This is a genomic window from Nonomuraea polychroma (assembly GCF_004011505.1).
GTDB lineage: Bacteria > Actinomycetota > Actinomycetes > Streptosporangiales > Streptosporangiaceae > Nonomuraea > Nonomuraea polychroma.
Genome location: NZ_SAUN01000001.1, coordinates 2,163,317 through 2,178,357 on the forward strand (window position 1 = coordinate 2,163,317; position 15,041 = coordinate 2,178,357).

Sequence of the window (15,041 nt, forward strand, 5' to 3'; positions counted from 1 at the left end):
GATCCGCGGGCTTCGGGTCGGGGTCACGGGCCTGTTTTAGGGGTGACCGTAACTCTGGTGAAATATTACAAATCTGCATAAATGCGGGTCAAAAAACCTGGGCACTCTCCCGGGCCAGGCATGCTGAGCTCGGAAAACACGGCGGAGGAGATCGTTCCTTCGTTGAGATAGGGGGAGTCTCTTTTATGATCCGCATTGCTCCAGCGGGACGTGTGCTGGCCGTCGCGGCCGCGACGAGCCTGGCACTGACGGCCTGTGGCGGGGGCGGCGGCGACACGGCCGCCCAGCAGTCCTCGCCGGCCTCGTCGGCCCCTGCCGCCGCCGCGAAGGGCGACGGCACGCTGACGCTCGGCACGGTGCTGCCGCAGACCGGCTCGCTGGCCTTCCTGGGCCCGCCCGAGTTCGCCGGGGTCGACCAGGCCGTCAAGGAGATCAACGAGGCCGGGGGCGTGCTCGGCAAGCAGGTCGCGACGATCCACACGGACTCGGGCGACACGACCACGAACATCGCCTCGCAGTCGGTGGACAAGCTGCTGGGCCAGAACGTGGACGCCATCATCGGCGCGGCTTCGTCGTCGGTGTCGGAGTCGATCATCGACAAGGTCACCGGCGCGGGCGTGGTGCAGTTCTCGCCCGCCAACACCTCCGACAAGTTCACCACGATCAACGACCGCGGGCTGTACTTCCGCACCGCCCCGCCCGACAAGCTGCAGGGACGCGTGCTGGGTGACCTGATCGTGGCCGACGGCAACGACACGGTGGGCATCCTGGCCATGCAGGACTCCTACGGCTCCGGCCTGGCCGACCAGATCACCAAGACGGCCGAGGAGGCCGGCGCCAGCATCGTGGAGCGGGTGGACTACGACCCGAAGGCCGCCGAGTTCTCGGCCGACGTGTCCAAGATCAAGGCGAAGAACCCGAAGGCGGTCGTGCTGATCGGCTTCGAGGAGGGCGCCAAGGTCATCCAGGAGCTGGTCAAGCAGGGCCTGACCGCCGACAAGGTGAAGTGGTACATGGTGGACGGCAACATGTCGAACACCAACTACCTGAAGATGCCCAAGGGCACGCTCAAGGGCGTCAAGGGCACCATCCCCGGCGCCGAAGCCCCCGAGGAGTTCAGGAACAAGCTGCTCGAGGACAACAAGGACCTGGAGGACTTCACCTACGCCGCGGAGTCGTACGACGCCGCCGTCCTCATCGCCCTGGCCGCGGAGGCGGCCAAGGACGACAGCGGCAAGTCCATCGCGGCCAAGCTGCCCGAGGTCAGCAAGGGCGGCGAGAAGTGCAAGACCTTCAAGGACTGCGCGGACCTGCTCAAGAGCGGCAAGGACATCGACTACGACGGCGTGAGCGGACCGGTCGAGTTCGACGCCGCCGGTGACCCGTCCGTGGCCACGATCGGCGTCTACCAGTACGGGGACGACAACAAGTACTCCGGCAAGGCCCTGGAGTACCGCACCGGCAACATCGCCGGCTGATCACCGCCCGAAGCCGCACGCCTTCAGCGCGTACGCGATGAGGCGGTCCTGCAGCGGCTTGGGCGGCACCACGATGACCACGCGTTCCTCGCCCCCGTCGATGACGGCCCGAACGGGGAACAGGAACGCCTTCTTGGCCTCGGCGAACGCGTGCCCGTCGCAGCGGCCTGGAGTGAGCGCGATCGGCGCCTCCAGCCGCTGCGCGGCCGCGTCGAGCGTGCCCAGGGGCCTGCGCTCCGGCGTGACGATGTAGTGGGTGGTGCCGCCCATGTCGTTGAGCGTGACCGCGCCGGGGCCGCGGCGCGTGACGATGAGCTCGCCGCGCATGGCCTTGCCCGACTCCTTCCACTCCGGGCCGAACTCGATGGTCACCGCCTGCTTGATCAGGAACGCCGAGCACTCGTCCCGCAGCAGCCTGGCCAGCAGCGGGTCGGGGTGCGGCACCGGGAAGACCACCTTGCGCGGCTGCTGCCCGGAGCCGGTGCCGACGTGCGCCACGACCGTCGCGCGCTGCACGTCGGGCAGGCCCTGCGGGGAGCAGTTGGCGGCGCCGTACGGGATGCGCAGGTCTGTGCGCTCGGTCCGCTTGATGGTGGCGTCAGTCCTGTGCGGGGGGAGCGTGGTGAAGGACGGCGTGACGAGCTGCACGTCGGCGAAGTACACGGGCGTGTCGGTGGTGTTGCGGACCGCCACCTGCAGCGTGTGCATGGGCTCGTCCGAACGCCACTGCGCGAGAGTGACCGACACACCGGCGGGAGGATCTGCCGGAGGCGGCGCAGCCGGTGCGGAGGTGCTGCACCCGGCGACGAGGATCGCGACCACGAGGGGGAGCGTTATGCGCTTCACCTGCTGCACATTAGGGCTGCTTGCGCACGTCCCGTAAGTTGAGGACTGATTACGACTCCGCATCCAAGTGCCGACAGTTCCTGCCTGCCACTAGTGCCAGCACGCTGCGGTTTTATACCTTTCGGTCATTCGATCGGGAACGCTCGGCGGTGCTGACGGATCCCGGCCTGGAATGAAGGAGACACTTCATGATCCGCATTGCTCCCGTGGGGCGGGCGCTGGCTGTCGTGGCTGCCACCAGCCTGGCCCTGACAGCCTGCGGCGGTGGCGGTAGCAACACCGCCACGCAGACCTCGCCATCGGCGCCGGCATCCTCGGCGGCACCCGCCACGAAGGGCGACGGCACTCTTACTCTCGGCACGTTGCTCCCTCAGACCGGTTCGCTCGCCTTCCTCGGCCCGCCCGAGTTCGCCGGTGTCGACCTGGCTCTCAAGGAGATCAACGAGGCCGGCGGCGTGCTCGGCAAGCCGGTCGCCAAGATGGACACCGACTCGGGTGACACGACGACCAACATCGCCTCGCAGTCGGTGGACAAGCTGCTGGCGCAGAAGGCCGACGCCATCATCGGCGCCGCGTCGTCGTCGGTGTCGGAGTCGGTGATCGACAAGATCACCGGTGCGGGCGTGGTGCACTTCTCGCCGGCGAACACCTCTGACGTGTTCACCACGATCAACGACAGGGGCCTCTACTTCCGTACGTCCCCGCCGGACAAGCTGCAGGGCCGCGTGCTCGGTGACCTGATCGTGGCCGACGGCAACGACACGGTCGCCATCATGGCGATGCAGGACTCCTACGGCACGGGCCTGGCCGACCAGGTGCAGAAGACCGTCACCGACGGCGGCGGCGAAGTGGTCGAGCGCGTCGACTACGACCCGAAGGCCGCCGACTTCTCGGCCGACGTGTCCAAGATCAAGGCGAAGAACCCGAAGGGCATCGTCCTCATCGGCTTCGAGGAGACCTCCAAGGTCATCCAGGAGCTCGTCAAGCAGGGCCTGCCGGCGACCAAGCACAAGTGGTACATGGTGGACGGCAACACGTCCAACACGAACTACGTGAAGATGCCCAAGGGCACGCTCAAGGGCGTCAAGGGCACCATCCCCGGCGCGGCCGCTCCGGAGGACTTCCAGAAGAAGCTGCTCGAGGTCAACAAGGACCTGGAGGACTTCAGCTACGCCCCCGAGTCGTACGACGCGGCGAACCTCATCGCGCTGGCCGCCGAGGCCGCCAAGAGCGACGCGGGCGTGGACATCGCGGCCAAGCTGGCCGAGGTCAGCAAGGGCGGCGAGAAGTGCAAGAGCTTCAAGGAGTGCGTCGACCTGCTGAAGGCCGGCAAGGACATCGACTACGAGGGCGTCAGCGGCCCGGTCGAGTTCAACGAGGCCGGTGACCCGGCCGTCGCCACCATCGGTATCTACCAGTACGGCGACGACAACAAGTACGGCACCAAGGCGCTCGAGTACCGCACCGGCAACATCGCCGGCTGACGATAACACGCCATAAGAAAGGCCCGGCCCCCACGGCCGGGCCTTTCTCTATGTGCAGCCCGCCACGATCTGGTCGGCCGCGGCCCGGTACTGCTTCAGCAGCGCCACCTGCCGCTCGCGCGGCACGTCGTTCCTGGACAGTCCCGCGGTCGTCGTCTTGACGGTCTCCACGGCGCCCTTCAGCGAGGCGGGCAGCCGGTCGCCGAACTGCAGCGTGATCCCCCGGGCTTCTGCCAGGCGGCCGATCACGGCGTCCTCGAAATGCTGTCGCTCCTCGCTGCCTTTGGGCTCCAGCATGAGGTCGGCGTACCCGATGGCGGAGACCACGCGGGCGCAGGGGCTGTCGGCGGGGTCGCCGCCGGTGCTGTACTTCTGCGCCGGCGAGGCGTCCTTCTGGCAGCCGGCGAGCAGGACCGGCAGGATGAGCGCTGCTGTCGCAAAACGTTTCACAGCGCACATTAAAGAACGGCGAAGGGGTCCCGAGGGAGCCCCTTCGCCGTTCTTCGTCGTGATTTACGCCTTGGCCAGCGTGCCCAGGTAGAGCTCGATGACCTTCGGGTCGTTGGCCAGCTCCCGACCGGTGCCGGTGTAGGCGTTGCGACCCTGGTCGAGGACGTAGCCGCGGTGGCAGATCTGCAGGCAGCGGCGGGCGTTCTGCTCCACCATGATGATGGTGACGCCGGCCTTGTTGATCTGCTGGGCCTGGATGAACACCAGGTCCTGCAGCTTGGGCGACAGGCCCGCGGAGGGCTCGTCCAGCAGCAGCACCGACGGCTCGGTCATCAGGGCCCTGGCCATCGCCACCATCTGCCGCTCACCGCCGGACAGGGAGCCGGCGCGCTGCTTGCGCCGCTCCTTGAGCGCGGGGAACAGCTCGGCCACGAACTCGAAGCGCTCCTTGAACTTCCCCGGCGCCTGGAAGGCGCCCATCTCGAGGTTCTCCTCGATGGTGAGGCTGGGGAAGACGTTGTTGGTCTGCGGCACGTAGCCGACGCCGCGGGAGACCAGCGAGTGCGCCTTCATGTTCGTGATGTTCTCACCCTTGAGCAGCACCGAGCCGCTGCGGATGTTGACCAGTCCGAAGATGGCCTTGAGCAGGGTCGACTTCCCGGCGCCGTTGGGGCCGATGATGCCGATCAGCTCGCCCTCTTTGACGTAGAGGTCGGAGCCGTTGAGGATGTTGACGCCCGGCAGGTAGCCGGCGATCAGCTCGTCGCACCGCAGGACGGCGTCCTCAGCGCCCTCCAGGTGAGCGCTGCGGTCGGTGATGGCCGCCTGGGACTCGGGGACGGTCACTTCTGCGTCTCCTCTTCGATCTCGGCCTCAAGCGCCGCCTCAGCCTCGTGCAGCTGCGCCTCCAGCTCGCTCTCCGAGAGCGGCGCGTCGTGGTGGGCGCCCAGGTAGGCGTCGATCACGCGCTGGTCGGACATGATCGTCGACGGCGGGCCCTCGGCGATCACCGTGCCCTGCGCCATGACGATCACCCAGTCGCTGATGTCGCGGACCATGTCCATGTCGTGCTCGACGAACAGCACCGTCATGCCCTGCTCGCGCAGGTCCTTGACGTGGCCGAGCAGCGACTGGGTCAGCGCCGGGTTCACGCCCGCCATCGGCTCGTCGAGCATGACCAGCTCGGGCCGGACCATCAGCGCGCGCGCCATCTCCAGCAGCTTGCGCTGGCCGCCGGACAGCGACCCGGCGAAGTCGTCGCGCTTGGCGTCGAGCTTGAAGCGGACCAGCAGCTCCTCGGCCCGCTCGGTGATCTCGTCCTCCTGCTTGCGCCAGAGGGGCGGCAGGAGGGCCCGCCAGAAGTTCTCGCCCACCTGTTGCTGGGCGCCCAGGCGCATGTTCTCCATGACCGTGAGCCTGGACAGGGCCTTGGTGAGCTGGAAGGTGCGCACCATGCCGTTCCTGGCGACCTTGTGCGCAGGGACGCCGTTCATGGCGCGGCCGTTGAACGTCCATGCGCCCGCGTCGGCCGTGTCGAAGCCGGTGAGCTGGTTGAAGAACGTGGTCTTGCCGGCTCCGTTGGGGCCGATCAGCGCCGTGATGGAGCCGCGCTGGATCTCGACGTGGTCCACGTCGACGGCGGTCAGACCGCCGAAGCGGCGCACGACCTTGTCGACCACGAGGATCGGGTCCGGCTTGGGCACCCCGGGCTCGCGCTGCATGTCCTTGAACGCCGCCAACGCCGAGGCCTTCGGGCTGGTGGTCATCGTGTCATCGCGCATCGATGGCGATCTCCCTCTTGTCACCGAAGATGCCCTGCGGCCGGAGTACCAGCAACAGGATGAAGCCTAGACCAACCAGGGCGTAACGGATGGGGCCGACCTGGATGTTGGTCATGAACGGGATGTACCCGTTGGCCACCAGCTCCGCCAGCGTGTTGCCCACGAAGACGAACAGGACCCAGAAGATCATCGCGCCGACGACCGGGCCGAAGACGCGGGCGGCGCCGCCGAGGATGACGATGGTGTAGGCGAAGAACGTCATCTCGGTGCCGAACACGTCGGGCTGCACCGACCCGTGGTACAGGCCGTAGAAGAAGCCGCCGAAGCAGCCGATGAGGCCGCCCAGGAGCAGCGACTGCATCTTGTAGGAGAAGACGTTCTTGCCGAGGGCGCGCACGGCGTCCTCGTCCTCCCGGATCGCCTTGAGCACGCGGCCCCACGGGCTCTTCATGAGCAGGTAGACCATCAGGCAGCTGAGCAGCACGACGATCCAGCCGACCGTGAGCAGCCACATCGAGCGCTCGTCGAAGACGATCGGGCCGATGCCGTAGCGGCCTTCCGGGTAGATGTTCATCGCGTAGAAGCCGTCGTTGAAGCCGCGCCGGCCGTCGGAGCCACCGAAGATGCCCTTGAAGTACACCGAGCGGAAGACGAGCCGGATGATCTCGGCCGCGGCGATGGTCACGATCGCCAGGTAGTCGGCGCGCAACTGCAGCGTCGGGATACCCATCAGGAGCGCCAGGAGCGCCGCGGCCCCCAGACCGACGAAGATGCCGATCCAGAAGGGCAGGCCGAGTACGACGACCGTGACGGCCAGGCCGTATCCGGCCACGGCCATGAACGCCGCCTGTCCGAAGTTGAGCAGGCCGGTGTAACCGAAGTGGATGTTGACGCCGATGGCGGCCAGGCCGTACACCACGGTCTCCCAGCCGATGGCGGCGTGGACGGTGGTGGTGAGAATTGTGAGCCAGTCCATGTGTTACCCCCGTCAGCCGATCCGCTCGCGGCGGCCCAGGATGCCCTGCGGCCGGAAGAGAAGCACGATGATGAGCACGGCGAGCGCTCCGACGGACTTCAGCTCCGGCGGCACCCACAGCGTGGACACCTGGATGAACACGCCGACCACGAGCGAGCCGACCAGGGCGCCGAAGGCCGTGCCGAGCCCGCCGAGCGTGACGCCGGCGAAGATGAGCAGCAGGATGTCCTGGCCCATCGTGAACTTCAGCGACTGCGACAGGCCGAGCATGATGCCGGCCAGCGCGGCGATGGCGGCGCCCGCGGTCCAGATGATGCGGATGACCCGGTCGACGTTGATGCCGGAGGAGGCGGCCAGGGCCGGGTTGTCGGCCACGGCGCGCGCCGCCTTGCCGGTGCGGGTCTTCATCAGGGCGATGCCCACGACGACGAGGACCGCGAGCTCGATGCCCATGGCCCAGAAGTTCTTCGGGGCGGCGGTGATCGGGCCGACCGAGATGCCGGCCTGCGAGACGTAGTCGTTGAAGTTCTCGGTCTGGGGGCCGAAGAAGAACTGGATGAGGTTCCGCAGCAGGATCGCCACACCGATCGAGATGATCATCATGGCGATGGTGCCGGTGCCGCGCTTGCGCAGCTGGCCCCAGAACAGGCGGTCCTGGCCGTAACCCAGGGCGCCGGCGGCAATGACGGCGATCACCGCGGCGGGGATCAGCTGAATGCTGAAGCCGATGTTGAAGGCATAGGCGAGGACCGCGCCGAGCGTGATCAGCTCGCCGTGAGCGAAGTTGGTCAGGCCGGTCGTGCCGTAGATGAGCGACAGACCGAGCGCGCCCAGGGCGATGATCAGGCCGAGGTTGAGGCCCTCGAACGTCAGCTGCGCGGCCTGCTGCCAGAACGTGCTGCCGCCGGTGCTCTCCTGCTGCTGCCCCGGGGCCGCCTTCGGCTGCAGCGCGAACAGGACGGTGGAGCAGTTGTCCTCGTAGACCGTCGGCGTACGGACGTTGTTGCCGCCGCGCACCTCGGCGTTCTGCGGCAGGCTGGCGACATCCAAGGTGACCTTGTACTTGCCCGGATCCTCAACCTGAACGTCCCAGGTGCCTTGAGCGTTGGTGGTGACTTCCTTGACGGGTTGTCCGCTTTCGGTGGTCACCGCAATTTTGGCGCCGTTCACTGGCTGGCCTTGGAGTTTGAGTGTTCCCCTCAGTCCCTGGCAATCGGCGGGACCCGCGTGGGCGGGTCCGGCCAGCAGGAAGACGAGTCCACCCAGGAAGGCCGTGAACGCGATCACGGCTCTGCGCAATGGTGCTCCCTCAAAAAGTTAGGTCAAGGCGGGGTTGTGCCCCTCCAACTCGACACGCGCGCATCGCAGGCACAACTGGGATGCAATGGCGGGAGCTTATGCCGACGACGCCCGGTTCAGTATCGTTCGTCACCAATTAGTGACAACTGCGTGTCACTCATGTGAGGAAACAACGTGGCAGGTCAGGGGCTAAATGAGGGTAGACGCCTGGCCTGGACGGTAAAAAATCCGTAACAATCATCGGGAAATCGTGACGAGCCCGCGGGGCTGCCTTTGGGGCCATGTAGGGCTTCCCCGGCCGTACACGTTATCTACTAAGCCTCCCCGCGGGCTCGCGTTCGGACCACCGTAGCGACCCGCGGGGCCGGTGCGCAAAGGATCCGCTCAAGTGACGTAAGGGTCAGCGGTCGCGCAGCATGCAGGTAAGGCGGGAGGTGCAGACGCGTCGTCCCTGCTCATCGGTGATCTCGATGTCGTACGTCGCCAGAGTACGGCCGCCGTGCAACCTGGTCGCGACACCGGTGACGTACCCGGACGACGCCGCGCGATGGTGGGTCGCGTTGATCTCGATGCCCAGCGCGAGACGGTCGGGACCGGCGTGGATGGCGGCGGCCACCGAGCCCAGGGTCTCGGCGAGCACCGCGGATGCGCCGCCGTGCAGCAGTCCGTACGGCTGGGTGTTGCCCTCGACCGGCATCCGGCCCACGACCCGCTCCGGGCCGGCCTCGAGGAACTCGATCCCCATGCGCTGGGCCAGAGTGCCGTCGTGCATGCCGCTCAGCACAAGGAGATCCTGGGGGTTCGTCTGCGTCAAAGGGACGTCTCCACTCTTCCGAGCTCAGGTTTTCTGTCGCAGTCGCAGACTAGGCTGCCTGTGTGCCGAAGAGTGAAGTGACCCCCAACCGCCCGTGCCTGTTGCTGCTCGACGGGCATTCGCTGGCCTACCGCGCCTTCTACGCACTGAAGGACGCCAACCTCATGACCACCGACGGTCAGCACACCGAGGCGGTCTACGGGTTCACCTCGATGCTGACCAACGTCCTGCGCGACGAGCAGCCGACCCACGTGGCGGTGGCCTTCGACAGGTCGGAGCCGACGTTCCGCCACGAGGAATACTCCGACTACAAGGCCAACAGGAGCGAGACGCCCGAGGACTTCCGCGGCCAGATGCAGCTCATCTTCGAGCTGCTCGACACCTTCCGCATCCCGCGCCTGTCCAAGGCGGGATTCGAGGCCGACGACCTCATCGCCACGCTCGCCACCCGCGCCTCCGCGCAGGGCATGAACGTCCTTATCGTCACCGGCGACCGCGACGCGCTGCAGCTGGTCGACGAGCACGTCACCGTCTTGATGACACGGCGCGGCATCAGCGACATGACCAGGTTCACGCCGGAGGCGGTCGAGGAGAAATACGGCCTGACCCCGGCTCAATACCCGGACTTCGCGGCCCTGCGCGGCGACCCGAGCGACAACCTGCTGAGCATCCCCAGCGTGGGGGAGAAGACCGCGGCCAAGTGGGTGCGCGAGTTCGGCTCGCTGACCGCGCTCGTCGACCGGGTCGACGAGGTCAAGGGCAAGGTGGGCGACAAGCTGCGCGAGCACGTCGCCCAGGTGCTGATGAACCGGCGGCTCACCGAGCTGCTGCGCGACGTCCCGATCGACCTCGAGCTCGAGGACCTCCAGCAGGGCACGTGGGAGCGCGAGGAGATCAACAAGCTGTTCGACACCCTGCAGATCCGCGGTGAGCTGCGCGAGCGGGTGTTCAAGGTGCTCGGCACCGGCGAGCAGGAGCCCGACCAGGGCTTCGAGGTGGAGACCGTGCTGCTCGGCCCCGACCGGGTGGCCGGCTGGCTGGCCGCGCTGCCCGAGGGCCGCACCGGGCTCGCCTTCAAGGGTGTCTACGGCCGAGGCACCGGCCGCATCGACGCGATCGCCATCGCCTCGCCCGCCGGCGCCGCCGCCTACATCGACCCCGTCAAGCTCACCGAGGCCGACGAGGCCGCTCTGCGGGCCTGGCTGGCCGACGAGACCAAGCCCAAGGCCGTCCACGACGCCAAGGGGCCCATCCTGGCCCTGTGGGCGCAGGGCATGGAGCTCCGCGGACTCAGCTGCGACACCGCTCTGGCCGCCTACCTCGCGATGCCGGGGCAGCGCACGTTCGCGCTGGAGGACCTGGCGCGCCGCTACCTCAACCGCGACCTGCGGGCGGAGGAGGAGTCCACCGGTCAGGCCGCGCTGTTCGGCGACGACGAGGACGCCCCCGCCAAGGACCTCGCGCTGCGCGCCCACGCCGTGCGCGAGCTGGCCGAGGCCCTGGAGCGGTTCCTCGCCGGACGCGGCGGCACCCATCTGATGGGCGAGGTGGAGCTGCCGCTGCTGAGCGTGCTGGCCGAGATGGAGCGCGCGGGCATCGCCGTCGACAGCGAATACTTCGCCGGCCTGGAGGCCGAGTTCGGCGCCGCGGTCAAGCACGCCGTGGAGGAGGCGCACCGCGCCGTCGGCGAGCAGTTCAACCTGGGCTCGCCCAAGCAGCTGCAGGAGATCCTCTTCGTCAAGCTCAACCTGCCCAAGACGAAGAAGATCAAGACCGGCTACAGCACGGACGCCGACCAGCTCGCCTGGCTCGCCACCCAGACCGACCACGAGCTGCCGACGATCATGCTCCGCCACCGCGACCAGCAGAAGCTGCGCACCACGGTCGAGGGCCTGATCAAGGAGATCGGCGACGACCAGCGCATCCACACCACGTTCAACCAGATCATCGCCGCCACCGGCCGGCTCTCCTCGGAGAAGCCCAACCTGCAGAACATCCCGATCCGCACCACGGAGGGCCGCCGCATCCGGCAGGGCTTCGTGGTCGGCGAGGGCTACGAGACGCTGCTGACGGCCGACTACAGCCAGATCGAGCTGCGCATCATGGCCCATCTGTCGGGCGACGAGTCGCTGATCGCCTCCTTCGAGTCGGGGCACGACTTCCACCAGGCCACCGCGGCGCGCGTGTTCGACCTGCCGCCCGAGCAGATCGACGGCGACCTGCGGGCCCGCATCAAGGCCATGAACTACGGCCTGGCCTACGGGCTGTCCGACTTCGGGCTGGCCGGGCAGCTCAACATCCCGGTGGCCGAGGCGCGGGCGCTGAAGGAGGAATACTTCGAGGAGTTCGGCGGCGTACGCGACTTCCTGCACGCGATCGTCGCCCAGGCGCGGACCGACGGCTACACCGAGACGATCATGGGCCGCCGGCGTTACCTGCCCGACCTGACCAGCGACAACCGCCAGCGCCGCGAGATGGCCGAGCGGATGGCGCTCAACGCCCCCATCCAGGGGTCGGCCGCCGACATCATCAAGGTCGCCATGCTCCACGTGCACCAGGCGATCCGCGAGGAGGGGCTGGCCTCCAGGATGTTGCTGCAGGTCCACGACGAGCTCGTGTTCGAGGTGGCGCCCGGGGAGCTGGAGCAGCTGAGGCAGCTGGTGTGCGACCAGATGAACGCCGCCTACCACCTGCGGGTGCCGCTGGAGGTTTCCGTGGGCGTCGGCCGCACCTGGGAAGACGCCGGGCACTGATCGTCCGCGGGAGGTCGGCCCCGGGACACCGGGCGCCGACCTCCCGCGAGGCCGCCCCGGGACGCCGGGCGCCGCCCTCCGCGAGGCCGCCCCGGACGTCGGGTGGTGACCTCCCCGCGGCCGGCCCCGGACGCCCGGGCACTGACCGTCCGGACGGGCGCTCGCGAGCCTTGCGCCACGGGGATCTGCACTACTCTTGAGTGACTTTTTCCCCGACGGGCACGGGAGTTTTGTGCGGATATCAGCGTCACTCACGCGGATCATCGGCATCGCGAACGCCGTCGTGGTCACCGTGGCGATCATCGGTCTGAGCCTCATGCCGTCCGGGGACCGGCCACACGCCAAGGCGCCGCTCGGGGCCAAGGTGCAGGACACCGTCCCGCCCGTCGACCCCACCCCGGTCGGCCAGCCGCCGGGGGTGGTGGCCACGCCCGAGTTCGCCAGGCAGGTCGGCGCCAACGAGTTAGGCCTGGTGCCGGTCCTGATGTACCACCGGATCCTCCCCAAGCGGATGGCCTTCCTCGACCGGACGCCCGACCAGCTCAGGAAGGAGCTGGAGAGGCTGGCGGAGAAGGGGTACGTGCCGATCAGCGCCAGGGAGTTCGCCACCGGCGACATCCACGTGCCGGCGGGCAAGTTCCCGGTGGTGCTGACGTTCGACGACGGGCACCGCAGCCACTTCGCGCTGGACGCGTACGGCAACCCCGCTCCCGGCACTGCCGTGGCCGTGATCCAGGACGTGGCCGCCCGATATCCCGGGTTCCGGCCGGTCGCCACGTTCTGGATCAACAAGGAGCCGTTCGGGCTGCGCGACCACGCCTCCCAGGCGGCCGCCGTACGGTGGCTGGTCGAGCACGGCTACGAGGTGGCCAACCACACCTGGGGCCACCCCAACCTGCGCGCACTCAAGACGAAGAGGGTCCGCGAGCAGATCGTCCGGCTCGAACGGCTGCTCAAGAAGCTCGGCGCGCCGCCCTCCAAGACCATGGCGCTGCCGTACGGGGCGTTATCCCGCGACAGGAAGGCGGCGCGGACCGGATCTTGGGACGGCACACGGTATGATTTCGCCGGCGTGTTCCTCGCAGGAGCCGAGCCCTCGGTTTCGCCCTACGCGAAAAAATTCGACCGAGGGGCGATCCAGCGGATCCAGAGCAACGGCAAGAAAGGCGAGTGCCGCAAGTGGTGCTCGCAGCACTGGCTGGAGTGGCTGGACAAGCACCCTGGCGAGCGCTACGTCTCCGACGGGGACCCGGACCGGATCTCCATCCCCCGGAGGGTTAGAGGTAATATCGGCGCCAAGCGAGGGCTCCAGGTCATCGCCTACTGACCGCTCCCCGGATTGACCCCGTGCGTCAGGTCTCATATGCTGATCGCTGCGCTGTGGGCTCGCGCGCGCCTCAGACGGAGCGGGCTCGCGCTCGGTCACGTCGATGTCGTAATTCCTCGGCTTGATGCGGAAGAGGGCCTGCCGCGCGTCCGCCACATCGACATCCTGTCCGCGTTCGGAGCAATTCCACACATGACGTCCAGCACTGAGGCCACCTCGAGCACCCCGCAGGTAGCGGTCAACGACATCGGGTCCGAGGAAGCCTTCCTCGCCGCGATCGACGAGACCATCAAGTACTTCAACGACGGTGACATTGTTGAGGGCACCGTCGTCAAGGTCGATCGAGACGAGGTCCTTCTCGATATCGGCTACAAGACCGAGGGTGTCATCCCCTCGCGCGAGCTTTCTATCAAGCACGATGTCGATCCCGCTGACGTCGTGGAAGTCGGCGAACACGTCGAGGCCCTGGTTCTCCAGAAGGAGGACAAGGAGGGTCGCCTGATCCTGTCCAAGAAGCGTGCTCAGTACGAGCGCGCCTGGGGCACGATCGAGAAGATCAAGGACGAGGACGGCATCGTCACCGGCACCGTCATCGAGGTCGTCAAGGGTGGTCTCATCCTCGACATCGGCCTCCGTGGCTTCCTCCCGGCGTCCCTGGTCGAGATGCGCCGTGTCCGCGACCTGCAGCCGTACGTCGGCCGCGAGCTCGAAGCCAAGATCATAGAGCTCGACAAGAACCGCAACAACGTGGTCCTGTCGCGCCGTGCCTGGCTGGAGCAGACGCAGTCCGAGGTTCGCCAGACGTTCCTCAACACCCTCCAGAAGGGTCAGGTCCGCAAGGGCGTCGTCTCCTCGATCGTCAACTTCGGCGCCTTCGTCGACCTCGGTGGGGTCGACGGCCTGGTCCACGTGTCCGAGCTGTCCTGGAAGCACATCGACCACCCGTCTGAGGTCGTCGAGGTGGGCCAGGAGGTCACGGTCGAGGTCCTCGACGTCGACATGGAGCGCGAGCGCGTCTCCCTGTCGCTCAAGGCCACTCAGGAAGACCCGTGGCAGCAGTTCGCTCGCACCCACCAGATCGGCCAGGTCGTGCCGGGTCGCGTCACCAAGCTGGTGCCGTTCGGCGCGTTCGTCCGGGTCGAGGAGGGCATCGAGGGCCTGGTCCACATCTCCGAGCTGGCCGAGCGCCACGTGGAGATCCCGGAGCAGGTCGTCCAGGTCGGCGACGAGATCTTCGTGAAGATCATCGACATCGACCTCGACCGTCGTCGCATCAGTCTCTCGCTGAAGCAGGCCAACGAAGGCGTGGGCACCGAGGTCGAGTTCGACCCGACGCTCTACGGCATGGCGGCCACCTACGACGACCAGGGCAACTACATCTACCCCGAGGGCTTCGACCCGGAGACCGGGGAGTGGCTCGAGGGCTTCGACAAGCAGCGTGAGGAGTGGGAGCGGCAGTACGCCGAGGCCCAGCAGCGCTTCGAGGCTCACAAGAAGCAGATCGAGGAGGCCCGCAAGGCCGAGGCCGAGGCGGGCGAGGCTGCTCCTTCGTCCTACAGCGGCGAGACGCAGCCCCAGCAGGGCGGCGGCGGCTCCTCGTCGTCGGCTCCGGCCAGCGGCGCGCTCGCCTCTGACGAGGCGCTCGCGGCCCTCCGCGAGAAGCTCGCGGGCGGCCAGAGCTAAGGCGCCCTAGCCTTACTCAAGGCCCCGCACGGTTGCCGTGCGGGGCCTTTTGGCGTGCTCACCCCGCGACGGTGCCGGGGCCTTCGCCCTGGTTCCACCTCCCCCACTCCGCACAGCCCACCCCCGGTCCACGCGTGTGCGGTCGGCACC

Annotated in this window: 12 protein-coding genes; 5 read left to right on the forward strand and 7 right to left on the reverse strand. The window is 67.7% G+C overall.

The window, feature by feature from the left end; all coding sequences use genetic code 11:
- Positions 1-185: 185 nt before the first annotated feature.
- On the forward strand, positions 186-1,478 hold the full coding sequence (locus EDD27_RS09595) for an ABC transporter substrate-binding protein (protein ID WP_127932078.1): 1,293 nt from the start codon (positions 186-188) through the stop codon (positions 1,476-1,478).
- On the opposite strand, the gene EDD27_RS09600 is transcribed toward EDD27_RS09595, so the two are convergent.
- Positions 1,479-2,324 (reverse strand): hypothetical protein, encoded by an 846-nt coding sequence (locus EDD27_RS09600; protein WP_127932079.1) that lies wholly within the window; start codon positions 2,322-2,324, stop codon positions 1,479-1,481.
- A gap of 188 nt (positions 2,325-2,512) precedes the next feature.
- Between EDD27_RS09600 and EDD27_RS09605 the strand changes: the two genes are divergently transcribed.
- Positions 2,513-3,808 carry an ABC transporter substrate-binding protein gene (locus tag EDD27_RS09605; RefSeq protein ID WP_127932080.1) on the forward strand — a complete coding sequence of 432 codons (1,296 nt, stop codon included), beginning with the start codon at positions 2,513-2,515 and terminating at the stop codon, positions 3,806-3,808.
- Between the two features lie 48 nt (positions 3,809-3,856).
- On the opposite strand, the gene EDD27_RS09610 is transcribed toward EDD27_RS09605, so the two are convergent.
- From EDD27_RS09610 to EDD27_RS09635, 6 genes are all read right to left on the reverse strand, one after another.
- Positions 3,857-4,258 carry a hypothetical protein gene (locus tag EDD27_RS09610; RefSeq protein WP_127932081.1) on the reverse strand — a complete coding sequence of 134 codons (402 nt, stop codon included), beginning with the start codon at positions 4,256-4,258 and terminating at the stop codon, positions 3,857-3,859.
- Positions 4,259-4,321: 63 nt separating this feature from the next.
- The gene (locus tag EDD27_RS09615) at positions 4,322-5,104 is read right to left on the reverse strand and encodes an ABC transporter ATP-binding protein (protein WP_127932082.1); all 783 of its coding nucleotides are present in this window, start codon (positions 5,102-5,104) and stop codon (positions 4,322-4,324) included.
- Entirely contained in the window at positions 5,101-6,039 is a 939-nt protein-coding gene (locus tag EDD27_RS09620; protein WP_127932083.1) for an ABC transporter ATP-binding protein, read from the reverse strand. The genes EDD27_RS09615 and EDD27_RS09620 overlap by 4 nt, the downstream gene beginning before the upstream one ends.
- Positions 6,029-7,015, reverse strand: coding sequence for a branched-chain amino acid ABC transporter permease (locus tag EDD27_RS09625; protein ID WP_127932084.1), 987 nt, complete (start codon positions 7,013-7,015; stop codon positions 6,029-6,031). Before EDD27_RS09625 ends, EDD27_RS09620 begins: the two co-directional genes overlap by 11 nt.
- 12 nt (positions 7,016-7,027) lie before the next feature.
- Positions 7,028-8,314 carry a branched-chain amino acid ABC transporter permease gene (locus tag EDD27_RS09630; protein WP_241563942.1) on the reverse strand — a complete coding sequence of 429 codons (1,287 nt, stop codon included), beginning with the start codon at positions 8,312-8,314 and terminating at the stop codon, positions 7,028-7,030.
- A gap of 400 nt (positions 8,315-8,714) precedes the next feature.
- On the reverse strand, positions 8,715-9,086 hold the full coding sequence (locus EDD27_RS09635; protein ID WP_127940588.1) for a PaaI family thioesterase: 372 nt from the start codon (positions 9,084-9,086) through the stop codon (positions 8,715-8,717).
- Positions 9,087-9,190: 104 nt separating this feature from the next.
- Between EDD27_RS09635 and polA the strand changes: the two genes are divergently transcribed.
- From polA to rpsA, 3 genes are all read left to right on the forward strand, one after another.
- The gene (gene polA / locus EDD27_RS09640; protein WP_127932085.1) at positions 9,191-11,881 is read left to right on the forward strand and encodes a DNA polymerase I; all 2,691 of its coding nucleotides are present in this window, start codon (positions 9,191-9,193) and stop codon (positions 11,879-11,881) included.
- 232 nt (positions 11,882-12,113) lie between these two features.
- The gene (locus tag EDD27_RS09645) at positions 12,114-13,208 is read left to right on the forward strand and encodes a polysaccharide deacetylase family protein (protein ID WP_127932086.1); all 1,095 of its coding nucleotides are present in this window, start codon (positions 12,114-12,116) and stop codon (positions 13,206-13,208) included.
- Between the two features lie 192 nt (positions 13,209-13,400).
- Positions 13,401-14,891 carry a 30S ribosomal protein S1 gene (gene rpsA / locus EDD27_RS09650; protein ID WP_127932087.1) on the forward strand — a complete coding sequence of 497 codons (1,491 nt, stop codon included), beginning with the start codon at positions 13,401-13,403 and terminating at the stop codon, positions 14,889-14,891.
- Positions 14,892-15,041 lie beyond the last annotated feature (150 nt).

Bases quoted from the DNA above. Each gene is read 5' to 3' on its own strand.
- EDD27_RS09595 (WP_127932078.1), top strand. From the start codon at position 186: ATGATCCGCATTGCTCCAGCGGGACGTGTGCTGGCCGTCGCGGCCGCG.
- EDD27_RS09605 (WP_127932080.1), top strand. From the start codon at position 2,513: ATGATCCGCATTGCTCCCGTGGGGCGGGCGCTGGCTGTCGTGGCTGCC.
- EDD27_RS09620 (WP_127932083.1), bottom strand. From the start codon at position 6,039: ATGCGCGATGACACGATGACCACCAGCCCGAAGGCCTCGGCGTTGGCG.
- EDD27_RS09625 (WP_127932084.1), bottom strand. From the start codon at position 7,015: ATGGACTGGCTCACAATTCTCACCACCACCGTCCACGCCGCCATCGGC.
- EDD27_RS09635 (WP_127940588.1), bottom strand. From the start codon at position 9,086: ATGCACGACGGCACTCTGGCCCAGCGCATGGGGATCGAGTTCCTCGAG.
- rpsA (WP_127932087.1), top strand. From the start codon at position 13,401: ATGACGTCCAGCACTGAGGCCACCTCGAGCACCCCGCAGGTAGCGGTC.